This is a genomic window from Streptomyces sp. CB02959, from assembly GCF_002803155.1.
In the GTDB taxonomy this organism is placed as follows: domain Bacteria; phylum Actinomycetota; class Actinomycetes; order Streptomycetales; family Streptomycetaceae; genus Streptomyces.
This window is the reverse complement of record NZ_NNBP01000043.1, coordinates 40,656-63,718: the sequence shown is the minus strand read 5'-3', so window position 1 is coordinate 63,718 and position 23,063 is coordinate 40,656. Positions and strand designations below refer to the sequence as shown.

12 protein-coding genes and 6 pseudogenes are annotated in these 23,063 nt (G+C 68.6%); 7 read left to right on the top strand and 11 right to left on the bottom strand.

Annotated features, from left to right (window positions below; all coding sequences use genetic code 11):
* Positions 1 to 740 precede the first annotated feature (740 nt).
* The 3 genes and pseudogenes from CG747_RS42700 to CG747_RS48970 all read left to right on the top strand — a co-directional run bounded on the left by CG747_RS42700 (position 741) and on the right by CG747_RS48970 (position 2,782).
* Positions 741 to 923 carry a hypothetical protein gene (locus CG747_RS42700; protein ID WP_100607272.1) on the top strand — a complete coding sequence of 61 codons (183 nt, stop codon included), beginning with the start codon at positions 741 to 743 and terminating at the stop codon, positions 921 to 923.
* A 764-nt stretch (positions 924 to 1,687) separates the two neighbouring features.
* Positions 1,688 to 1,828 (top strand): annotated as a pseudogene (locus CG747_RS50850) (transposase); the annotation flags it as partial.
* Positions 1,814 to 2,782 carry an IS630 family transposase gene (locus CG747_RS48970; protein ID WP_374701892.1) on the top strand — a complete coding sequence of 323 codons (969 nt, stop codon included), beginning with the start codon at positions 1,814 to 1,816 and terminating at the stop codon, positions 2,780 to 2,782. The pseudogene CG747_RS50850 and the gene CG747_RS48970, both read left to right, overlap by 15 nt.
* Before the next feature lie 268 nt (positions 2,783 to 3,050).
* Here the strand turns inward: CG747_RS48970 and CG747_RS42685 are convergent, their stop codons facing one another.
* Positions 3,051 to 4,097 (bottom strand): IS4 family transposase, encoded by a 1,047-nt coding sequence (locus tag CG747_RS42685; protein ID WP_257981121.1) that lies wholly within the window; start codon positions 4,095 to 4,097, stop codon positions 3,051 to 3,053.
* The gene (locus tag CG747_RS50365) at positions 3,985 to 4,365 is read right to left on the bottom strand and encodes a transposase domain-containing protein (RefSeq protein ID WP_257981120.1); all 381 of its coding nucleotides are present in this window, start codon (positions 4,363 to 4,365) and stop codon (positions 3,985 to 3,987) included. The genes CG747_RS42685 and CG747_RS50365 overlap by 113 nt, the downstream gene beginning before the upstream one ends.
* A gap of 267 nt (positions 4,366 to 4,632) precedes the next feature.
* On the opposite strand from CG747_RS50365, the pseudogene CG747_RS42680 reads away from it, so the two are divergent.
* Positions 4,633 to 4,971, top strand: a pseudogene (locus tag CG747_RS42680) (transposase); the annotation flags it as partial.
* 93 nt (positions 4,972 to 5,064) lie between these two features.
* On the opposite strand, the gene CG747_RS42675 reads toward CG747_RS42680, so the two are convergent.
* The 3 genes and pseudogenes from CG747_RS42675 to CG747_RS42665 form a co-directional block, all read right to left on the bottom strand.
* Complete coding sequence (locus CG747_RS42675; RefSeq protein ID WP_100607270.1) at positions 5,065 to 7,608, bottom strand: ABC transporter permease; 2,544 nt, start codon at positions 7,606 to 7,608, stop codon at positions 5,065 to 5,067.
* Positions 7,609 to 7,661: 53 nt separating this feature from the next.
* A complete protein-coding gene (locus tag CG747_RS42670) occupies positions 7,662 to 8,444 on the bottom strand; it encodes an ABC transporter ATP-binding protein (protein WP_100607269.1) in 783 nt (260 codons plus the stop codon).
* 335 nt (positions 8,445 to 8,779) lie between these two features.
* Positions 8,780 to 9,627 (bottom strand): annotated as a pseudogene (locus CG747_RS42665) (IS5 family transposase).
* Between the two features lie 838 nt (positions 9,628 to 10,465).
* Here CG747_RS42665 and CG747_RS42660 point away from each other — a divergent pair.
* Both CG747_RS42660 and CG747_RS42655 read left to right on the top strand, forming a co-directional pair.
* Positions 10,466 to 12,124, top strand: a complete 1,659-nt coding sequence (locus CG747_RS42660) for a mycolysin (protein WP_257981119.1) — start codon at positions 10,466 to 10,468, stop codon at positions 12,122 to 12,124.
* Positions 12,125 to 12,363: 239 nt separating this feature from the next.
* Complete coding sequence (locus tag CG747_RS42655; RefSeq protein WP_257981118.1) at positions 12,364 to 13,272, top strand: GNAT family N-acetyltransferase; 909 nt, start codon at positions 12,364 to 12,366, stop codon at positions 13,270 to 13,272.
* Positions 13,273 to 14,882: 1,610 nt separating this feature from the next.
* Here the strand turns inward: CG747_RS42655 and CG747_RS42650 are convergent.
* The 3 genes and pseudogenes from CG747_RS42650 to CG747_RS42640 all read right to left on the bottom strand — a co-directional run bounded on the left by CG747_RS42650 (position 14,883) and on the right by CG747_RS42640 (position 17,779).
* Positions 14,883 to 16,316 (bottom strand): S9 family peptidase, encoded by a 1,434-nt coding sequence (locus CG747_RS42650; protein ID WP_257981117.1) that lies wholly within the window; start codon positions 16,314 to 16,316, stop codon positions 14,883 to 14,885.
* A 29-nt stretch (positions 16,317 to 16,345) separates the two neighbouring features.
* On the bottom strand, positions 16,346 to 16,909 hold the full coding sequence (locus CG747_RS42645; protein ID WP_100607267.1) for a helix-turn-helix domain-containing protein: 564 nt from the start codon (positions 16,907 to 16,909) through the stop codon (positions 16,346 to 16,348).
* Positions 16,910 to 17,022: 113 nt separating this feature from the next.
* Positions 17,023 to 17,779 (bottom strand): annotated as a pseudogene (locus CG747_RS42640) (transposase).
* A 682-nt stretch (positions 17,780 to 18,461) separates the two neighbouring features.
* Here CG747_RS42640 and CG747_RS42630 point away from each other — a divergent pair.
* The gene (locus tag CG747_RS42630; RefSeq protein WP_100607265.1) at positions 18,462 to 18,848 is read left to right on the top strand and encodes a hypothetical protein; all 387 of its coding nucleotides are present in this window, start codon (positions 18,462 to 18,464) and stop codon (positions 18,846 to 18,848) included.
* 508 nt (positions 18,849 to 19,356) lie between these two features.
* Here CG747_RS42630 and CG747_RS42625 read toward each other — a convergent pair.
* The 3 genes and pseudogenes from CG747_RS42625 to CG747_RS42615 form a co-directional block, all read right to left on the bottom strand.
* Positions 19,357 to 20,151, bottom strand: a pseudogene (locus tag CG747_RS42625) (family 2 encapsulin nanocompartment cargo protein terpene cyclase).
* 476 nt (positions 20,152 to 20,627) lie between these two features.
* A pseudogene (locus CG747_RS42620) lies at positions 20,628 to 21,570 on the bottom strand (cyclic nucleotide-binding domain-containing protein).
* A gap of 216 nt (positions 21,571 to 21,786) precedes the next feature.
* Positions 21,787 to 23,034, bottom strand: a complete 1,248-nt coding sequence (locus CG747_RS42615) for an acyltransferase (protein WP_100607264.1) — start codon at positions 23,032 to 23,034, stop codon at positions 21,787 to 21,789.
* Between the last annotated feature and the right edge of the window lie 29 nt (positions 23,035 to 23,063).

Sequence of the window (23,063 nt, the reverse complement as noted above, 5' to 3'; positions counted from 1 at the left end):
CATGAGCCTTCTAGGAGCCGTTCTGCGTATGCGGTGCGGCAGAATCGCGGTGGGGGTTGCTATGGAACGAGCGCGACTGGCACGGCTACTTGCCGGTGAGGATGAGGCGCCCATAGCTGCGTTGCGGACGCCGTTCCCCGTGGTTCCCTGCCCGATCTGGCTCGCTTGTGGCACGGAGGATCCTGCTCGTGGTCGTTGCTGCAGCCGCAGGGACCAGCGTCTGGCGCTGGCCCCTAGCAAGGTGCTCGGTCAGTAGCAACGGGTGTACCGGCGGTGGTTGCGGTAGTAGGTGTGACAGACCCTGCCCGGCCTGCGGAATCCGAATATGGCGAAGACGGTCATGATGCCCTCCCGGAGGGTTGAGATCATCTACCTTCATCAGGCTAGCGCGCCGACTGTGTCGTAAAACACCCGATTGTCCCTTATTTTACCTGTACTTGACGGGTTGTCCTGATCGCCGAACCAATGGCCCCTGCGCGGCCCGGCCTGGCCCCACAGGATCCGATCAGCCCGACGATCATTACGCCGTGGAGGCCATCGGCCCCTGTCTGTCACGCCGATGCGCACCCATGTTCGACCCGCGGAGTAAACTTCGGCGAAGTGAGCGACGACTTCCCCGACGACCTGGTGCAACTGCAACACAACCTCCGGCAGGCCGACACTAAGCTCAAGGCGTACGTCGACGCCCCCACGCCCCGGAACCCCTGGACGGCTGGCACGACAAGCCCGGCGGAGGCTACTTGCTCGAACGCCGACGGGACCCGTCACTCGGCTGGAGCGACGACGAGAAGCAGACCGAGGCCGACCACCGCGCGAAACTCCTCGACCTCATCGAACGAGTCCACGGACACCCCCACTGGGACGCGTTGTCAGGGCCCGACCTCGTGACGGCCCGCATGCGACTCAAGCACGCCGAGGGCTAACCGCAGCCGCGAGAGGCAGGAGCCCCTGCCTGATCCGGGCGGGGGCTCCTGCGGCGTTGAACGTGACTTCGCGTTCACGCCTCCGGACAGTCCAGCAAACCCGGCTCGTCGCGATCCGGACACCAGCACTCGCCGCGGTCACCCTGCCAGAACGAGATGCGCCACGCCTCGTGCGCAGCGACGGAACAGCAATCGAGCCAACCCCTCCACGCCCGTCCCTGCCTCAGAAGCGGAACTGGTCCCAGCCTTATACCGCTTGGCTACAACTGGGTGGGCAACTCGCCTTGCGAAGCGCCGATCACCCATCACCCATCACCCATCGCCTGAGCAGCACGCATCGCTTTGTCTGCTGCGCGCGAAATGATTTTGGCGTTGTCTGGGATACCGTTAAGCGATGGTGCCGCCGTCAACAACTTTTGGGAGGCGAGAGATGGAACCCTCGCATTGCCCTCGAGATTCGTGAGTTGTCCCGCCGCATCGACAAGGCGAGTTGCGTCATCCGGCAAGGTTTTAGTCTCTGTGCCGCTTTGGCTAGCAAGCGAGCACTGTCTTCCAAGTTCCGAAAAGCATGTGCCGCGTTATGCAACATGCTAATTCCGTCGGCGGAGATCCCGAAACCATGAACCCGAGGATCTTCCAACTCCTTGACCACGACGCGAAGTAGGGAAGCGAGCTCTGGCGCAGTCTTGGCAAACTCATCTACTGACCTTTTCGGGGTGGTGTCGGGTAGTGACGGTTCTTGATCCCTGTGCTATGCCGATGGTGTGCGGTATGCGCAGGGAGGGGGCCTGACCGCGGAGCGGCAGGTGCAGCGTGGGCAGGTTCGGTTGGGGGCTGGCGTGCGGTTTGCCCGGGGTGAGCGGACGTCGGTGATCGCGAGGGATCTGCGGGTGAGCGAGCGCTCGGTGGAGCGCTGGCGTCGGGCCTGGCGGGAAGGCGGCGTCGAGGCATTGCGCTCGGTCGGTCCGCCGAAGGCGTCGATGGTGTCGGATGAGCAGTTCGCGCTGTTGGAGGTGGAGCTCGGCCGGGGGCCGACGGCTCATGGTTGGGAGGACCAGCGTTGGACGCTGGAGCGGGTGCGCGCGGTGATTGAGCGCCGTTTCCGCCTCGTCTGCTCGGTTGCCGGGGTGTGGCGCGTGCTGCATCGGCACGGCTGGTCTTGGCGGAGCCCGGCCCGGCGGGCTGTGGAACGGGACGAGGACGCCGTCGGGTTGTGGAAGAAGGACGTGTGGCCGCAGGTTCGAAGCACCGCGGCGGCGCTCGGGGCTTGGATCGTCTTTGACGACGAGGCCGGGTCCGCGATGACGCTGCTTACCGCCCATACCTGGAGCCGCCGCGGACACACCCCCGTCGTGCGCGTCCGCGGCCGCTCCAGGCGTCGTATCTCCGTCGCCGCCGCGGCCTGTTACAAGCCCGGCGAGCCATCTCGGCTCATCTACCGGCCCCGGTTCCACATGCCGCTCAAAGGCGCTCGCAAGAGCTTCGCCTGGACCGACTACCGAGACCTGCTCGTGCGCGCTCATATCCAGCTCGGTGGCCCGCTCGTGGTGGTCTGGGACCATCTGAACACCCACCGGGCCGCCGACCTGCGCAAGTATGCCGAGGGCCACGACTGGCTCACCATCGTCCAACTCCCCAGCTTTGCACCGGACCTCCACCCGGTCGAGGGCATCTGGTCGCTCCTGCGCAGGCGCTACATGGCCAACGTCGCATTCGAGAACCCCGACCACCTCACGCAGACCCTCCGACACGGCCTCGCCTGCATCCAACGCAGACCCCACCTGCTCGACGGCTGTCTCGCGGAAACCGGACTCACGATCACAACACCGTCCCCGACACCACCCCGAAAAAGTCAGTAAGTGCGCCGCCGGTCCGGGGCGAGGGCGGCCGGCTGCGATGTTGACGGCCCGGGATCTGGCGACGCGGGAGCGCCGTCGCGGCGGCACACCAGCGCATCCGGGTCGCCCGTCGGGGCCTGGAGCCGATACCCGGTCGGGCAGGTCTGCCCGTCCCGGCCCGGAGCACCGTCCCGGCCCGGCGTCCCGTCCTTCCTCGCCGTCCCCTCAGGGCCAGCAGGGCCGGCCGGGCTAGCAGCAAGGCCGTTCAGTTTGTGGTTTGGGCATGTTGTCAAGGGCCTGCGGGGGTGGAGATTTCGATGCCGGTGGTGGCTTTGTAGCTGGTGCGGTCGATACGGGGGCCTCGGGCCTGGTACTTGGAGATGGCGCGTTTGACGATGCGGGGGCTGACGCGTGGCCGCCGCTGGGGCAGGAAGTCGGCCAGGACGTGCCGGCCGATGGTGCCGGCCAGGTCGATGACGGTGTCGGCGATGATGCCCGCGGCCAGGATGATCTGGTCGCGGGCGGTCTGCCAGGCGATGGAGAAGCCGGCCCGGTCCGGGTCGGTGCCGGGCTGGGTGCTGGTGGCGTCGGCCATGGCGGTTCGCAGCAGCTGGTAGACCACGACCAGGGCGTAGATCTCCTGGTCGATGCCTTCGGGGGTGCGGGCGCGCAGGACACGGCCGCCGAGAATGGTGGACTTCAGTTCCAGGTAGGCCGTTTCGATCTCCCAGCGCTGGTGGTACAGCGTGGTCAACTCGGCTGCCGGGTGGTGCTGGTGGTCGAGCAGGGTCGTGGCCAGTCGGTAGAGGCTGGTGGGTTTCCGGGCGGAGGTGGTGACGGTGATCTCGCAGTCGATCACACGTACGCGTAGGTCCCCCAGTGTCGATAGGTAGGAGCCGTCGGGAAAGCGAGCCAGTACCGGCATCCGGCGGCCGTTCTTGAGCTGGACCAGCACCTCGGCACCGGTGGCCGCGATGTCGGCCAGGAGCCTTTGGGCGGCGAAGTTGTGGTCGGCCAGCAGGATCATCCCGGTCCGCAGGCTGGGCAGCAGGCGTGGGGCGTAGGTGGTCTCGCCCGCGATGGTCGGGCCGAACACGGCGTCGATGAGGGTGCGGGTGCCGCAGGCGACCAGAGCCAGCAGGCGGAGCTGCGGGTATCTGGTGCCGCCGTGGTTGCCTGCCTGCTTGGTGAACCTGTTAGGACGGCGGGGGTGTCGGGCACGGTCAGGGTGGTGCCGTCGAGCGCGACCACCAGCAGCCCGCGCCGGCGGACCCCTGGTCCGTGCGGGGTTGCGGCCGGGCGCGCAGCAGGTCGAACAGCGGTCTGCTGCCGACACGTCGGCGGGCTTGGACCAGCGCGCTCGCCGTCGGCGAGGCTACCCGCAAGCCTGCCGAGGCCCCTGTGAGCTTGCGCCACACGCCGAGGTATCCCACCTCCAGGAACAGACACGCGGCCAGGACCAGATAGATCACGACTCGGGAGGGCAGATCCCGCAGCCGCGACTGCACGGCCCTGGTGGTGCTCAGGGCCTCGTCGACCATCTCGAATGGGACGAGCTGGGTGAGTTCACCGAGATGACCGGGCGCAAACCGACCTTCAGCCACCGTGACGGCAGGGGTGATGGCACACAGTTCGGACAGCGGAGCCTTTCGGTCCTTGTGAACGGCTTGTCTTGGACGACTGCCAGTTCTACCGGGGCTCCGCTTCTCATGTCCGGTGAAACCACCGCCCACGTCCCCTGGACAACGCCACCCGAGCCTTAGGGCGACCGGCAAATGGTGGGGCGGGGCCGCTGAGACGGGCCCGAATGCAAGGCAGGCACGAGCCTGCGTGATCGTGGAGTTCTTGACGCTCAGTGATCACTCGGAGGGCAGGTCGGTGCGATGCCGGCGACGGTCAACGTCAACCTCGACCGTGGCTACGACAGTTCCAAGTCCCATGCACTGATAACAGAGTTGGGATTCACGGCCGAGATCGCACGCAAGGGTGTGCCGGCTCCGATCCAGACCGGCAAACGCCGGGTGGTCGAGCGCACCCACGCGTGGATGAACGACTACGGCAAGCTGCGGCACTGCACCGAGAAGAGCGGCAGCATCGTGGACTTCTACCTCTACCTCGCCGCCGCACTTGTCACCCTCCGCATGCTGATCCGCCGAGCAACGAGCCGCTATCGCTGGGACGGCCGCCCCACCACCCGGCGCCTCAAGTGATGCACTTACCGGTCGGCCCGAGGGCCCCGTGTCGCGCGCAGGGCGTGGCACCGGGGCCTTCGGGGCGTTCAGGGCGGTTCCGTGGCGGCCGGGCTACTCGGCCTTGATGGCCTGGAGCATGTTGAGCTTCGCTGCCCGCCGGGCCGGCCACAGCGCGGCCAATACGCCGACCATTGCGGCGAGGGCGAGGAAGAGACCCATCCGGCCCCAGGGCAGCACCGTTTCGTAGGTCGACAGTTGGCCGGTGGCCTTGATCAGCTCGCCGGTCGCCCAGGCGAAGAAGACGCCGAGGCCGATGCCGAGTACTCCGCCGAAGAGGGAGATCACCAGCGACTCCAGGCGGACCATCTGCTTGATGCCGCGGCGGTCCAGGCCGATGGCGCGCAGCAATCCGATCTCCTGGGCGCGTTCGAAGACCGACATCGCCAGGGTGTTGATGACGCCGAGCACCGCGACGATCACCGTCATTGCCAGCAGGCCGTAGAGCATGTTCAGCATCAGGGTGATCATCTTGGCGATGTCGCCGGAGACGTCCTTCTTGTCCGCGACGGTGATCGCCGGGTTCTTGCCGAGCGCCGTGACCAGCTTGTCCTTGGACGCCGCGGTCGCGCCGTCCTTGGTCTTGACCATCACCTGCATGTCGGTGATGTGCTTCTGGTGTGGGGCGAGGGTGGCGTTGTCGAGGATGATGCCGTGGATGATCTGGTTGCGCTGGTAGACGCCGCCGATGGTGAGGGTGCCCCGCTTGCCGTCCTCGAAGGTCACCGGGAGGCGGGAGCCGGTGTGCCAGCCTTTCTCCTTGGCGGTGCTGTCGTCGACGACGGCGCGGTCGCCGCTGAGGGTGCCGAGGGCGCCCTCGCTGAAGTCGAGCTGGGTGAGCTTGCCGAAGTCCTTGCCGTTGACGCCGGTCAGGAACTCGGTGCCGGTGCCGATCCGGGCCGGGGAGTTGCGCAGCGGGCTGGACGCGGTGACCTCGTCTGTGGACGCGAGTTTCTTGGCCACGTCGGGGGAGAGCGGCGTCCGGCTCGACATGGAGACCATGTAGTCGGCCTTCAGCGAGGCGGTGGCCAACTTGTCGATGGCTTGCTGGGCGCTGCCCGCGACTGCCGTCATGCCGGTGATCAGCATCAGTCCGATCATCAGCGCGGAGGCGGTGGCGGCCGTGCGGCGCGGGTTGCGGACCGCGTTCTGCCGGGCGAGGACGCCGGAGATACCGAACAGCCGCAGCGCGGGGGCGGCCAGTGCGATCAGCGGGCGGGACAGCAGCGGCGTCAGGACCAGCACGCCGATCAGCAGCAGCCCCACACCGACGCCCATGATGGCACGGCTGGACCCGCTGTAGGACATCCCGGTGGCGGTCAGGACCGCGGCCGTGCCGGCGCCCGCGAAGAGCGCACCGATGGTGTTGCGGACCACCAGCGACTTGGTGGTGGCGGTGGCGTGCAGGCTGTTCATCGCGGCGATCGGCGGGATCTTCGCGGCCCGGCGGCCCGGCAGCCAGGCGGCCAGGACCGTGACGACGGTGCCGACCAGCAGGGACGTGAGGATCGTGGACGGCGAGATCACCAGCGGGCCGTCGGGCACCTTCGCGCCGGTGGCACTCACCAGTGCGCGGAGTACGGCGGCGATGCCGATACCGGCCAGCAACCCGGTCACTGCGGCCACCGTGCCGACGACGAGCGCCTCGATCAGCACCGAGCGGGTGATCTGGCGGCGGCTGGCGCCGACCGCGCGCAGCAGCGCCAGTTCCTTGGTGCGCTGGGCGACCAGCATGGTGAAGGTGTTGGCGATGATGAAAATACCGACGAAGAGGGCGACACCGGCGAAGGCCAGCAGCGCGTTCTTCATGCCATCCATGGTGGTGGCGATGAACTTTGCCTGGTCGTCACCGAGTTGTTTGCCTGTGGTGGCGGTGGCGCCTTGCTTGGGCAGGATCTTCTCGACCGCGTCCTTCAAGGCTGTCTGAGAGGTGCCGGGGGCAGCCTTGATGTCGATCTCGCTGAATTCACCGGGCGCGGTGAACATCTTCTGGGCGGTGGCGGTGTCGAACAGTGCGAGGGTGCCGCCGACGGCGACCGTGCCGTCGTCGGTGGTGAAGATGCCAGTCAGCTTCTGCTCGCGGACCGGGCCGTCGACGGATATCCGGACGGTGTCGCCGACCTTGTAGCCGCCGCGGTCGGCGGTGTGGGCGTCCAGCGCGAACTGGTCGGCGCTCTTGGGGGCGGCGCCGTCCCGCATCGGATAGCGGGCGTCCTTGCCGTCGGCGCCGGGGAAGTAGTTGCCGCCGTCGGTCGAGAAGCCGTCGCCGATCAGCTTGCCGCTCTTGTCGGCGATGGCGGTGAAGCCGGAGACGGTGCCGGTGGCGGAGGCGGCGCCGGGCAGGTGCGCGGCCTTGTCGAGCAGCTTCTGGTCGACCGGGGAGCGCGCACCGGGTGTGCTCTGGGTGTTGCCGGATGGCTTGATGGCCACGTCGACGTTGTCGAAGCCCTTGCGGGAGCTGCCCTGGCTGGCGTCGGAGATGGTCGAGGTGAAGACCAGGGTGCCGGAGACGAAGGCCACGCCGAGCATCACGGCGAGTACGGTCATCAGCAGCCGGGCCTTGTGCGCGAGCACATTGCGCAAGGCGGTACGGAACATGGGTGGTCAGTCCTGGAGGAGAGGTCGGGGGTGGCGGGGTCGGCTGCTGTCGGTCAGCTCGTACGGCCCTTGGCGTCGAAGCCCTTCATCTGCTCCAGCACCATCTCGGCGCTGGGGTCGGGCATGTCGTCGACGATCCGGCCGTCGGCGAGGAATATGACGCGGTCCGCGTACGACGCGGCGACGGGGTCGTGGGTCACCATCACCACGGTCTGGCCCAGCTCGCGCACGGAGTTGCGCAGGAAGCCCAGCACCTCGGCGCCGGAGCGGGAGTCGAGGTTGCCGGTGGGCTCGTCGGCGAAGATGATCTCGGGCCGGGAGGCCAGGGCGCGGGCCACCGCCACGCGCTGCTGCTGGCCGCCGGAGAGCTGGCTCGGGCGGTGCTTGAGCCGGCCGGCCAGGCCGACGGTCTCCACGACGCGGTCCAGCCAGGCGCGGTCCGGCTTCCGGCCCGCGATGTCCATGGGCAGGGTGATGTTCTCCAGCGCGGTCAGCGTCGGGAGGAGGTTGAACGCCTGGAAGACGAAACCGATCTTGTCGCGCCGCAGCTGGGTGAGCTTCTTGTCCTTCAGCCCGGTCAGCTCGACGTCGCCGATCTTCGCGGACCCGCCGGAGATCGCGTCCAGACCGGCCATGCAGTGCATCAGCGTCGACTTGCCGGACCCGGAGGGGCCCATGATCGCGGTGAACTGGGCCTGGCGGAAGTCGACGGAGACCGCGTCCAGGGCGACCACCCGGGTCTCGCCCTGTCCGTAGACCTTGCTGAGGTCCGCAGCACGGGCGAGCGCCGCGGTGGCGCGGGTGGCGGTGGAGACGCCGGAGTTGAGGGTACTCACGGGAAAGGACTCCTGTCGGAACGAGGGAGGGCCGCCTCCGCACCGCCACGGCGAGCGGGCAGAGGAACATCGGTATCCATCGTCCGCAGCCCACAGGCCCCGGGCGTCAACCTGTGTGACCGTCCTCGGCCCACCCCAGAGGATTAACCACACCCCCTTCGTCATCCCCCGGTATGACGCTGCCGCCCCGGTGTCCGGCTGGCTCGCCCAGGGTGGTCAGGCACCCTGGGCGCGTCGGCCCAAGGAGGCACTGTCGCGCTTCGTTACGCCGCTTTACGACGGCCCCCTTCGCGCACGCCCGGCCCTCTCTCCCCTTGGGCCGACCGGTAAGTGGATCACTTGAGGCGCCGGGTGGTGGGGCGGCCGTCCCAGCGATAGCGGCTCGTTGCTCGGCGGATCAGCATGCGGAGGGTGACAAGTGCGGCGGCGAGGTAGAAGTCCACGATGCTGCCGCTCTTCTCGGTGCGGTGCCGCAGCATGCCGTAGTCGTTCATCCACGCGTGGGTGCGCTCGACCACCCGGCGTTTGCCGGTCTGGATCGGGTCCGGCACACACCCTTGCGTGCGATCTCGGCCGTGAATCCCAACTCTGTTATCAGTGCACGGGACTTGGAACTGTCGTAGCCACGGTCGAGGTTGACGTTGACCGTCGCCGGCATCGCACCGGCCTGAGCTTTCGCCGCGTCCAGGGTGGGGCCGAGCAGGGACGAGTCGTGCCGGTTGGCCCCGTCGGAGACGATCCCGAGCGGGACACCGCACGCGTCGGACGCGACCGAGCGTTTCAGCCCCTGCTTACCTCGGTCTACCGGCGACCGCCCCGCCCTCTCGCCACCGGATGGGGCCTTGGTGATACAGCCGTCCACCGAGATCTCGCCCAGCCCGAGGCCGATCATCCGGTCGTACGCCTCGAGTGCGAGGGCGTGAACCTTCTCGGATATCCCGAGCGTGGCCCACTCTTTGACACGCCGTCTGATCGTGCGGTCGGAGCATCCCGGGGCGGAGATGCGCTCGTAGCCGGAGCCGTGGACCAGCGCGAGCACGATGTGCTCGAAGACAGTGCGGTCCGGAACCCGTCGCCGGTGGCAGCCCAATGGATGACTCTTGGCGTATCTGCCCCGCACATGCAGCAGAGCGGCGAACTGATCCCACAGGGGTTCCAGAAGAGATGATGGGACCGCAGGCACGAGCCCTCCGGGTGATCACTGAGCGTCAAGAACTCCATGATCACTCAGGCTCGTGCCTCGCCTTGCATTCGGGCCCGTCTCAGCGGCCCCGCCCCACCATTTGCCGGTCACTCTTAACTTCACGGCCTTGGGACAAGCCCGCCCTGCTCCGATGTTTCGGCCACGAAGCGCTCTGCGACGGCTGAGCCGGTTCGTGCGCGGCCTGTTCTGGTGCGGTGGGCGAGGTGGAGGCGCACCTGGTCGGGGCCTCTCCCCTCAGGGTGTTCCACCCGTGCTGGACGGTGGCCGGCGGGTGGGAGATGCGCCGGTCCTGCTCGACGGTCTTCTCCTCATGGGTCTGGTGGACAGACGGTACCGAACGGAATGCTCCGCAACCGCTGTTGAGCGGGTCCACCGCGGGCGGCTGCTTCGAGCCGTCCCGTCGTGTCCTTCGTGCGGAAAGCCGACCGCGGCGGCAGATCGACTCGCTGTTGAGGTCGCTGCCTCGGGCCGTAGTTGTTGGACTTCGGGCCGGTGGACGGAACGTCAACTGTGCTTCGTTCACGCCCGTTTCGCTCTCTTCTTCTGCCTTAAGAGATGACATGCGCGGTCCATCGGGATATGGTGTCGGCCACTGTCACCCAGGGTGGCGCTGTGGCCAACGATTGATGTGCTGGTTGAACGCCGCAGTGGCCGGGGTGCAGTCCCTACTTCCCTCACAGCTCTGCCTGCGTGCACCGGACCCGGTCGTGCCAGACCGGGGTCGTGCACGCCGCAGAAAGGCATGCCCATGTCCCGAATACGGGTCACCAGACCCGCCGCTCTGGCCGCGCTGGCAGGCTTAGGAGCCTGTCTGTCAGTGGTCGTCGTGCCGTCCGCGTTCGCGGGTACGACCACCCCGGCCGACCACACCTGCACGATCCGTGCCACGGCGAAAGGCTCCGAGGCGCCGCTCAGTTGCCTCGGCGTCACCACTTCCCTCGACCACCTGCCTGCTGTCGGCGAGCAGGCCACCCTCACCGTGAACGTCACGGCGCAGTCCGACGTCAGGCACGCCGGACTGTCCCTCCAACTGCCGCCCGCGATCCAGATGACCGGCGAGAGATCCGGCCTCGCTGCACCCACCACGGACACCTTCGGCCAGCGCACCAGCCGGACGTTCGCCCTCACCCCGGGCACCCGCACCATCAAACTCCAGGTCAAGGCCGTCGCCGCCGGACCCGCCCAGATCCAGGCGGACGTCACCGACATCGACCGCCCCGACCCGCGTCGTGCCGGGCACGACTCGTTGGAACTCACCGTCGGGACGTCGAAGGGCTCCTCCGGCAAGGGCGTCTCGGTCACCAAGGCCGGCGCGGCCCCGGTCCACCGCCCCGGGGCCGGCGCCCGCAAGGCGCGCCCGGTGACCCCCAAGGCCGCTGCCCCCGCCCCTGTCTCTGCCCGCGCCTCGGCTGCCTCGGCCCCTGCCGCCCCGCGCGCCGCCGCAGCCACGTCCAACGCCCAGGTCTGCGTCAGCGGCACCTTCCGCAACCGCTTCCAGTCCGCCGAGGGCGGCAGTTGGAACGGCAAGGCCAACCGGGACGAGCCGGTCAGCAACGCCAACATCACCCTGTGGGGCAAGCCGACCGCCGGCAGCGCTACGCAGAAGCTCGCCACGGGAATGACCGGCAACGGCGACGGCAAGTTCAACCTCTGCTACGCCCCGAGGGCCTCCGTCACCCCCCAGGCATGGGTGGAGTTCCAGACCCAGGCCGGCCGCATGTGGTCGGTGGTCGACGGTAACGGCCGCTTCTACTCCACCGCCACGTATGCGCTGAACAACATCTCGCGCAGCACCAGCCTGGGCAACGTGTACGCCAACGACGGACAGAGCCGTGCCTGGCACGCCCTCGACACGCTCAACAAGCTGTGGTGGAACCGTGGTTCCACGACCAACTGCTGGGCAAGCAGCCAGCAGGACGGCCACTGCACGCCGATCACCGTCCAGTGGTACCCCGGCTCCACCGACGGCACCTACTGGACCACCAACGACGACAAGATCCACCTGGCCGACAACGACCCCGACGCCGAGCACACCACCGTCCACGAAGCGGGCCACGCCCTCATGGGCAAGCTCTACAAAGGCTGGTGGCCGCAGGTGAGCAACTGCTCGCCCCATTACGTCAACCGCACCTCCTCCACCAGCTGCGGCTGGACCGAGGGCTTCGCCAACGCCGTGGCGTTCCACACCTTCAACGACACCACGTACTACTGGGGCAACGGCAGCTCCATGAACCTCGCCAATGACCGTTCCACGAACGGCATCGATCCGGGCGACGCCTGCGAGGCCCGCGTGGCCACCGCACTGGTCGACCTGTGGTCCCAGGTCGACGGCGGCTGGACCAAGAGCAACTCGATGATGTCGCGGACCGGGCAGTCCAGCTTCCGCGAGTACTTCGTCAACGACCGGCCCGTCTACGGCCTGGACAGCGGCTCGAAGGCCCGGAACATCCTCTTCAATCACACCATCCAGTACTGATCCTGATCGCTGTCAGTGGGACTGGCGGCAAAGGGTCCCATGGACCGGGTCGACAGGCGGCCCGGTCCATGCGGGTGTTCAACGGCACCCTCATCGGGACCGGCACCGATTCCTGCCGGCTCGCCGGCACCGGACGCGAACGGAGCCTCCCGCCAACGTTGCCCCCACCGGCGGACAAAAGCTGCTGCTCGTTGGGAAATTCGATCGCGTGATGGCTCGATGTCCGCTACGCAGGCGCGGTGGCTGATCCCTCCCTCCTCCTCCGCCGCGTCACCGACGGCGAGTTCGCCTCATGGGCCCGGATGATCGCCAACACCTACGGCAGTGACCGGTCCGATGAGGAACTCGCCCGGGAACGCGCCGCCATCGAGTTGAACCGCACGGTCGCTGCGTTGGACGGGGACACGCCCGTGGGAGGCGCGGCGATCTACACCAGATCCCTCACGGTCCCTGGCGCCGTGCTGCCGGTCGCAGGCGTCACCTGGGTCGGCTTGGCCCCCACCCACCGGCGCCGCGGCGTCCTCACCTCGCTGATGCGCAAGCAGCTGACCGAGCTGCACGATTCCGCCGGAGAGCCGATCGCTGCGCTCCGTCCCTCCGAGGCCGCGATCTACGGCCGCTTCGGCTACGGCCCCGCCACCCGCCAGAACCAGTTCCGGTGCGACAAACGATCCCTGCACTTCCGTCCCGGAACCGATTTCGGCGACGGAACCATCCAGCTCCTGGACCGCGACACAGCCCGGCCTTTGATCGAGAAGGTCTACGACCAGGTCCGGGCCGCCTCGGTCGCCTGGCCCGACCGGGCCGAGCGCTTCTGGGACAGCCGGTTGGCCGATGCACCGCACTCGCGTGGCGGCGCCACATCACTGCGCTGTTTGGTGCATCGCGACGCGGCCGGCGACACCACCGGCTACGCGGCGCTCGCTCACCCGCAGATCCCTCGCGATCACCGACGTCCGCTCACCCCGGGCAAACCGCACGCCAGCCTCCAACCGAACCTGCTCACGCTGCACCTGCCGCTCCGCGGTCAGGCCCCCTCCCTGCGCATACCGCACACCATCGGCATAGCGCAGGGACCAAGAACCGTCACTACCCGACACCACCCCGAAAAGGTCAGTAACGGCGACACGCAGGCCCGGCCTGGCTGAACCGGAGGATGGCGCGGAACGTCAGGCTCGACCGACCTCCCTGGTCCGTTGATGGAAGCGTTCTTCTTCACCGAGGCGAAGAAGAACGCTAGGCCCGGGCGCCGAGGGGGCCCGGGCTGGATCGGTTCCGGGCAGGCGAAGCCCCTGCAGGACGCTGTCGGCGGGCACCCGAGCCCCGCGGGCAGGTGCCGAGGCAGCGACGGTCGGAGCCGTGGGGCCGAACCCAAGGGGACGGCGCGCGGTGTTCATACAGTCATCATCCGCCCGTCTCGGTCATCCGCCCGGCACGGCAGCTCGATTCCCGCATCACAGGACCGAGCCCGCAGCGTGTGTGCAACGGGCCCGGCTGCATCTCGGGGGACAAGACGCGTGACCGGTCTAACGACCCCACAGCAGCAGAGGTTCGGTAGCCGGAAGAGCCCGCGGGAACTCCCCGGCTGTGGGGCCGGGCGCGTCGCGCAGCCCAGGACAGACCCGGTGCAAGGTCGGACGCTGGGCTGACCGCCCTCACCGATGCCGGCGCCGCACCGCTACACGGTTGCCGGCTGTGGCTCCTCCAGCACTCCTGATATCGCGCCGCCTGCCGCCGCGTCGTCTTCGTCGCCCGGCCTCTGACCGCGTTCGGACCACTCAGCGCGTCCCGGCGGCCGCGGTCGTGCCGGGCACCGGAACTTCTGCTGCTGGGGACGTTGGGTTGATGCGTCTTGTCCCCCGAGATGCGGCCGGGCCCGCGCCGTCACGCTGCGAGCCCGGCTCCTGTCCGGCGTTTGCTCGCCCTGCCGCCGGCCGTGGCCATGTTCCTGTCCTGGTCGCCGACTCGTCGCGGAAGACCAACTGTTGGCCTCTGCCGCCGGGTTGAGGTTGATGGCAGAGGCCGGGGTGGTGTTACCTTCGGGCGCGGATGCCGGCTGTTGCGGTTGCGGCTTGGATGAGGGCGAGGCCCGCTTCGGTGTGTCTGGTGAGGGTGAGGGCTGCGCCGGTGGTGCAGAGTGCTCCGGTTGGGCCGAGGGTGGTCCAGGTGAGGGCGTCCTGGGTGTGAGGGCGCTCCGCGGGGGCCTGGTCCGGCGTGTGCGGCTGGCCCGGCGGCGTTCCGTGCGTCTGAGGGTCGTCCGGGTGATCATTTGTGGTGGATATGGCAAGCCTTTGGTTCTTGTGCGTGCGACAGCACGCGGTGAATGGGGTGAACGCACCGTGGACCAGCGGGGGGTTAGCCCCGCAAGTGCCCTGGTCGTGTCCGGTGGCGCCCCCGGACACGGGAGGAGACTGCACTGCGCGGAGAGCCGATTCGGGGTCTCGCGATTTCGACAGCCTCCGCGAAGCACCACCATGGTCACCGCAGTGGCCTGCTCAGCGCGGGCCTCTGACCTGCATATTTGTGAAACGCGGTCCGTGAACCAGTGTCAGGGCGCTGCTGTGGGGCGGTTTTCGCGACCGCTTGAATCGGCGCGGAGGCACTGCTACGGCCAGCCGTACACCAAGGCCGCCCTAGGGACTGTCTTCAGTCGCGATCAAGGGACTTGCTGGAGGCTGCTGATTTTGATCGTCGCTGCGCGGGGATGGAGTCCGGCGAGGTAGCTCTCAGGCGTTTTGTCGTAGTGGGACGATGGCCGTCACGCAGCAACACCCCACCACACCGCCCATGGCACGAACCCGACCGCCGCCATCCCGACCGGGGCCAGGCGCAGCCAGGCCGCCCAGCTCGGTGTCGGCCGGCGGCGCCAGAGTGCGGCTGTCGAGACACAGGCGGACACCGCTACGGCGACGGCGAACCCCTGCACCACGAGCCACACCGCCGGGCGGCCCCACACCACGGGTGCCGCCGCGCTGTCCCCGGCCACGAAGACGGCGAGTGGGCAGGCTACTGCCGTCACGACCGCGAGCAGGCCGAGCCCGGCCAGCCAACGCACCGGGCGCAGGATCGGGCCCCGGCGCAGGAGGGCACTGACCGGATAGGTGGCGAAGCCGAGGAGCAGCAATGCCGGGGCGAGCCAGGCGTACCAGGCGTGCCCCGGTATGGGGGTGGTGACGAGTGCCTGTCCGGGTGCGGGGGTGGCGCTTGACGCCGGTGGGTGGCCGGCGGCGACGGCCCGCACCCATGAGGTCGTGGTCTGCGCATAGCCTGGGGCCAGTTCCCCAAGCTTCTTGCCGTGGAAGAGGGGGCCGCCGATCCGGTCGAAGCCGTCCGTCGTGCGGTGCCCGTTGTGCGCACCGCCGGCGACGAAGCGGATGACCGCGTGCCGGTTGTCCGCCCGGGCCAGGGTCTCGCGGAAGATCCGTGCACTCTCCTGGGGCGGCACCTGCGTGTCGTGCTCGCCCCACAGTGCCAGCACCGGCGTTCGGTGGAGCTGCTTGAGCACCGGCACGGGGTCGTAGCCCGCCGCGGGGAACAGCCCGGTGGCGCCCAGGAATTGGGCGGTGGGACCGGCCACGGTGCGACGGAACGGTCCGCCCGCTCCCTGGTGGCGCAGATGTGTGGTGAGGTTCCAGGCTTGGGTGCGCAGCGGGTCGTAGCCGGACCCGCCGATGGTGACAACGAACCCTACGTCGGCCGAGCGCGACGCGGCCAGCGGCGCGACCCAGCCCCCCTCGCTGAACCCCCACAGCCCGACCTGGCGTGGGTTCACCCCGCTCCTGGACTGCAACAACCGTACTCCGGCAAGCGCGTCGTCGGCCAGCAGGCCGAAGTCCGGCTGGAGCCGGGAGTAGCCGACGGTCCGCTTGTCGTAGGCGAGCGTGGTGATCCCGGCCTGGGCGAACGCCTCGGCCTCCTGCCGGTACTCCTCCCTGGGCCCGGCACCCGAGCCGCCGACGAGCACGATGCCAGGTCCTGGGCCGGGTGCTCCGGCCTTGCTGAGGACGGTGCCGTGCAGGACGAGCCCACCGCCGCCCCGGAAGGCGACCTCCTGGCGGACCAGCCCGTCCCCGGTGGCGTACGCCACCGGCGCGGCCAGCAAGAGGAGGGCTCCGGCCAACGCCCCGGACAGGACGGCCAGTACTGCGCGTATCGGTGATGCGGGCGTAGCCGAGAGCAGCACGGCGTGCATCCCCCTTCGTTGTCGGTTGGGCCGCGCGGTCAGTTGGTCTCGGGAATTCCGAGCAGACGGACGAGCACGGTCCGCGCCTCGGGCGCTGCCTCGCCCTCCGGGGCCGAGTGCCGGTAGAGGAGAGCGATGTATTCCTCGAAGAACGCGCGGAGTTGGTCGGGGTCGACGCGGAGCGTGGCGCGTGAGAAGAGCGCCGCGTCGGCCCAGGGCCCCAGCGTGTCGCGCGCCTCCTCGAACCGCCGGGCGGAGTCGATCAGCTCGGCGAGGTTCAGCCGGTGCATCTCGGTCAGCGCCTCGCGCATCTCCGGCGTCTGCCGGCTGTACGGCGGGAACCGCCGGTCCCCCGCCACCGCCCGCCACCACCGCTCTCGCCCCTTCGCCAGCTCCGGGACCTCCTCGACGAAGCCGTGCTTGGCCAGCTGCCGCAGGTGGTAGCTGACCAGCCCCGTGCTCTCGCCCAACTCGCGTGCGAGCGCGGCCGAGTTGGCCGGTCCCCGGCGCAGGCATTGCTCGATCTTCTGCCGCATCGGGTGCGCGAAGGCGCGCAGCGCCTCGACGTCGCTGATCTCCTGGGCAGGCGGTTGTTCGGTCATGCCAGAAGGCTACGAGTTGCAAATCCACTTTGCAAGGGGCCCTTGCAACTCTGTTGCTGACCGTGCCGTCACCTCGCCGCAGATTGCCGACCAGGGGCTGTCTTCAGTCGTGATTAATGGGCTTTCAAAAGGCTGCTTATCCAGATGGTCGCGGCGCGGAGATGGAGTCCGGCGAGGTAGCTCTCGGGCGTCTTGTCGTAGCGGGTCGCGATGCCCCGCCAGTCCTTCATCCGGTTGATGGCCCGCTCGACCGTGTTGCGGTCGCGGTAGAGATCGGCGTCGTGAGTGACGGGCCTGCCGCCCCGGCTGTCCATCTTCCTGCGGTTGGCGGCCTGGTCCTTCTTCTCCGGGATGACCGCCTTGATGCGGCGTTTGCGCAGGTGGGCGTGGTTGGCGTGGGAGGAGTGAGCCTTATCGCCAGCGACTGCGGCGCGGGGGCGGCCGACAGGCAGGCGGACCCGCACCTTGCACAGGACCGGGATGAACTGGGGGCTGTCGGCGGCCTGCCCGGCGGTCAGAAGGAGCGCCATCGGCCGACAGCGCCGGTCAGCGGCCAGATGGCCGTGCCGTGGTGGAGTCCACGCTGACCAGGGACATGTCGATCTCGTCCCTGCGGGCCGCCTCAGCGATCGCCTCTTCCAGGAGGGCCCGGAAGACGCCCGCGTCCCGCCACCGCATGAAGCGGTTGTAAACCGTCTGCCAGGCACCGAACCGCTCGGGCATCTCCCGCCACTGACTGCCGGTGCGGAACCGCCAGATCACCCCCTCGAACTGCTCACGCAGCCGCTCCGGGTACGGGCCGAACCTGTCTACGGGCAGCAACGGCCCGATGAACTCCCACTCGCTGTTGGCGAGTTGCGCACGCGTCACACCACATTCCTACCGGACCGGCGCCCAGCCCGGGCTTGATCACGACTGAAAACAGTCCCTAGTGCGAAGGGGAGAGGCGGTGGGTCAGACGTGGTCGGTCGGACATCCCGTTGGGGCCTCTCCAGGTCTGAGACGATCAGCAGGGCCATACGACTGAACGCAGGGGTGAAGAGCAATGGTTGATCTGGTGCTGAGCGGTGTCTTGGCGCTTGCCGTCGGCGGGTGTACATGCGTGGTGTGGGCGGAGCGCGGCGGACCCCGCTGGGTCCGCCGCGTGGCGACCGTGACGCTCGCCGCGGGCGAGCTGGTACGTCGCGCCGAGAGGCGCCGGCGCCGGAGCGTGACGCGGACCACCAGCGGTGGTGACTAGGAGCGGTCAAGGTCGCCTAGCGATCGGTCAAGATCACTTGCCAGAGGTCAACGGTGCATGCGACTGACCGTTCCGGTTGGTCACTGGCTGCCGACCGGGACCTGTTCTGGTGTCTGATCGTGTTCGTTGATGTGACCTTCGATGGTGGTGAAGCGGTCAGGCAAGGTGGCCGGCGGCCTCTTGCGGGCGGATGGGGTTGTTGGCGATTACTGCGCGCTCGCGCTTTCGAGGGCGTTTGGAGGGGGCATGGCAGCGCAGCCACAGCGGGTTACTCATTCCCACCCTGAGGAGCGGCCTGGGAGGGCAACCCCTATGCGAAAACTGCTGTTCACCGCTCTGCGACGGTTCGGGGTATCGGCTGCTGCGCTGTCTGTCGCGTTGCTGCCCAGCTTCGCCGGCGGAACCGATCCAGCTGAGGCCCAGCCCCGAGCCGCCGCCTCCAAGGCGACGCAGGTCGCACAGGCTCCACAGGTTGTCGTTGGCCCGGTCAGCGCTGATGGCAAGATGTCGCAAGCGCTCTGCCCGTCGGGGACCAAGGTCCTCAACGGTGGCTACATCTGGGACACCTTCTGCACGCACATCACCGGCGTCGTCCGCGACGCTATTGTCACCAGCGCGCCGAGGTTCAACGGTGAGGGCTGGAACGCCCGAGAGCTGCAAGGCAAGGTGCAGGCTCGCGCGCTGTGCGTCCCCGCATAGCTCCTCAGAGAGAGCCGGAACAACCAGCAGCGACTGCTCACCATCGGCCGGAAGCTTGTTGCCCGATCAAACTGCGATGGCACGTGATCAAGGTCCGGTGGCACAGGACAGACGGCCTGCGTCTGTCACCGGTCACGCTGCGCGGAGGCGCCGAGCCGCGTCCCCGCTGAGGTGGCTGCTGCGGACAGTGGCGGTCCGGTGGAACCGATCGGCCTCACTGTTTCGCAGGGCACTGTGGGGCGTGGTGCTCGCCGGTGTCGTGGCAGGGTGAGGGTATGTGTGGTCGCTACGTCTCCACCCGCCGCCCGCAGGACCTGGTCGACTGACCTGGCGCTGCCTCCGAGCTGGAACGTCGCACCGACCAACGACGTGCCTGCTGCAGAGCCGCGGCCGGCGCCCCGGCTCGCGGTCGCCCGGGGCTTGCCGCTTGCCGAGCCGCCGGCTGGCTTCCCGCCGAGCTGCGCGTGGCGTGCATCTCGCGTCGCGGGCGCCGGCCAGGGTGGTGGGGTCAGGCGTCGTTGTATCGCGGACTGCCGCTGTGCCACTCGCGGTTGCCGCCGAGCCAAGACCACACCCCTGCAAGGAAGCGGCGCAGCTCGGGAGAGCCGGTAAGGGCCAGGGCGGCTGCCTCCGCCTCGAAGGTGCGCACCAGTTCGTCGTGGATCTCCATACTCCGTTTGACCGCCTCGGACGGGGAGCACTGCTCGTGTGCGGCGATCACGACGGGCAGGTTGAACTCCACGCCCTGATCGTGGTCTTCCTTGCCCATCGAGTACAGATCGTTGACCAGCGTGCTGGCGTTGCCCGCCATTGTCACCACGCGTCGCACGCGCGGATCGTCGTATTCGGCTGGGGAGAGCTGGTAGCCCCCTACGACGTCGATCAGCGCAAGGCAGGGGAGGAAACTGTTGAACTGCCGGTGCGCCAGGTACTACCAGACCGTCGGCATGCGCTCCTGGACACGCCAGGTGCCCTCGTGGGTGTAGGCCACGAACAGGGCGGCGACCTCTTGGCGCAGCCGCGCCACCTGGGGCCCGTCCGCTGCCCGTGCCAGGTGCTCGAAGGCGGAGCGGAGGGCGACCCGGACGGGGTCGTCGCAAAGGACCTTCTCTTGTTCGGGCAGGTAGCGGACCGGTGGATGGGCGGGGTCGAAGGCTGTGTAGGCGATCCCGAGTCGAGCGCCGAGGGGTTCCGGCAGGGCCCCGTCGTCGCAGTAGTAGTCGTCCGTTGCCCACTCTGCCAGGGCGCATTTTGCCGCGACCAGCAGTCGGTCCGCGTCGTCGCTGTAGGGGTGGGCCAGCATCATCATCCGTCCGACGTTCACCGCGCGGATGTGCTCGATCCGACCCGCGTAGAGGCCGATTTCCTCGGCCCAGTCCACGAGGCGGTCGTTGACGTGTTCGCCGAGTTTCGGATCGTCGCGGACCGGAGGCGGACAGTACAACTCCGGGACACCGTCCTCGGTACCGGATGCGCCGGCCGACTCCGGTACCGAGGCATCAGGAGTCGCTCTGCCGACCGCGACACGAGCGGCGGAGGTGCCCAGCCCGGTTGGTCCCCTCAGCGCCGGGTGCACTGACGAGCGAGGCCCCGTGTGGGGCAAGGCCCGCGGTGCAGTGTTGCGGACGCCGTGGTGGTGAGTGAGCAGCGTGGCCACGAGCCGCGCCACATCGTGGTCGGCTGCGCGCGCGGTCATTCGGGACAGCAGTGACACCGGTTCTCTTCTCCGTTCTCAGAGTGTTGCTCAAGTGCCGTGAGCAGCGAGAGATGCCACCGGTGTCAGGACGACCTGCGGTAGACCTCGACGTTGTCCAGGACGCCCAGCGCGTCGGGGACGAGAACGGCCGCCGAGTAGTACGTGCTGACCAGGTAGGAGATGACGGCCTGGTCGTTGATGCCCATGAACCGCACGTTCAGGCCGGGCTCGTACTCGTCGGGAATGCCGGTCTGACGCAGGCCGACCACGCCCTCGTGGTCCTCTCCCAGTCGCATCGCGAGGATCGAGGAAGTTCCCTCGTCCGAAATCTGAAGCTTGCTGCAGGAGAAGAGCGGCACTCCCCTCGGCCTGGCGCTGCCGGACATGGGCGCTCAGGTGACCGTTCTGCCTCGCCACATCCTGGTACGCACCCCGGGATAGTGCCAGCACCGTGCATGCGGTCACCGTGCGCGCTGTGAACCCCCACTCGCCCGGGTCCTCGGAGAGGGCCTGGCCGCCGAAGAAGCCGCCGTTGGACACCACGTCCAGCCGTGCCTCGTCGCCGTACTTTCCGTTGGCGACCTTCTCCACCTTGCCGTGCGCGATCAGGTAGATGTGATCTGCCGCCCGCCCCTGCTCGACGATTGCCTGTCCCGGCTGGTACTCCCGCTGTTCGAACCGATCGGCCAGCGCCTGCAGAACCTGGGCATGGTCGAAACCGCGCAGCAACGAAAGTTCACTCAGCTCTGCCGGAACAACCCTGACACCGGCCCCGTCCTGCAGGAAGGTCACCTGGCCGTCACCGATCTCATACGCCACACGGCGGTTGACCCGGTACGTGCCGCCCTTCACTTCCACCCACGGCAGCGTCCGCTGCAGCCATCGAGAAGTGATGGCCTGCATCTGTGGCGCCGACTTCGTGGTGGTCGCCAGATTCCGGGCGGCGGCGACACCCAGACTGAGCTGCTCCTGCCCGGCCGATTGCGTGGGCTGCCCCGCAGACTGCGAGGGTGCTGTGGTCGTCATTGTTCATCCTCTCCGTCCTTGCGCACGGGGTGAAGGAGTCACAGGAACGGCCGGCCACCGTCGAGACCCGCTACGCAGAGTGAACTGGCAACCGCAAACTGTCGCTTCCGACCGGCCTTCCACGGCGGATACGACCTTCGGCGGCCCGGACGCCCAGGACCGGCGTGGAGGCGCGCTGACGGGACTCACACGGCTCTTGCCGGGGAAGACGTGACGCTACGGGCTGGCGAGTGGCCTCCTCGTGGCCCCGGTGTGGGGTACGGCGCTGGCCGAGACGAGCCGGGTGACGTCGACGGTGCCGGCCCCGGTCTGCGGTTCGGGGATGAGGGCCCACAACGTCGCGAGGGCGGCGAAGGTGGCCAGCAGGGCGGCGGCTCCCGTGCGGCCCTTCGCCCAGGGGGCCCGGAACCGGATCGGGTCCTCCACCAGGACCTTGGAGAGCCACGCGGCAGCGAGGGACACCGTGAGGATGACGACCGTACGGCTCCAGCCCGTCAGGCCGAGGCGCTCTTCGCTCAGGAGCAGGTAGATGGGCCAGTGCCACAGGTAGAGGCTGTAGGAGACCAGGCCGCACCAGCGCAGGGCAGGCGTGGCGAGGACGCGACCGACCAGGGTACGGGGTGCTTGGGCGAGGCAGGCGATGAGCAGGGCGGCGGCCAGGGCGTGGAGGAAGAGTCCGCCTTGGAAGAGGGAGAGGTCTTTCTGCCCGTCGGACAGGGCCCAGTACGCCCCGATCCCGCATGCCAGGGCCAGGCTTCCCCAGGCTGTGGTCCGTTCACCGGCGCGTGCCAGGAGCCGGGTGGCCGGTGGCGTGGCCATGAGGGAACCGAGGAGGAGCGAGAAGGTGCGGGTGTCGGTGCCCTCGTAGACGCGCGTGGTGTCGACGGGGTTGGTGAACACGGTCATGAGGACGAGCGAGACGACGGCTCCGGCCGCAGCTACGAGGGCGACGCGGCGGCCGCCGTTGCGGCCGCGGGCCAGCAGGGCGATGGCCAGGGGCCAGACCAGGTAGAACTGCTCCTCGACCGCGATGCTCCACAGGTGGCCGAAGACCCTGGTGTCGGCCGCGTTCCAGTATCCGACCTGGTCGGCGATGAAGTGCCAATTGGCGAGGTTGGCCGCCACCCAGGGAGCGTCGTCGAGGGCGTACCGGAGCAGAGGCGGCGGGCCGAGCGCCCAGACCAGGAGCAGGGTGCCCGCGATCGTCACGGCGAGTGCCGGCAGCAGACGGCGTGCGCGCCGCCCCCAGAAGGCCAGGAGGTCGACGCGGCCGCCCCGCGCCTGTGTCTCCGTCAGGAGAAGGCCGGTGATCAGGAAGCCGGACAGGACGAAGAACAGGTCAACGCCAAGGAAGCCACCGCTGAAGTGGCCAGCGTGGAAGAACAGCACACCCAGGACGGCCAGGCCGCGCAGGCCGTCCAAAGGCGCGATGTGACGGTTGCCGGACGGTACAGGGACGATCATCGTGTGAGGGCGACGGTGGGTGCGCACGG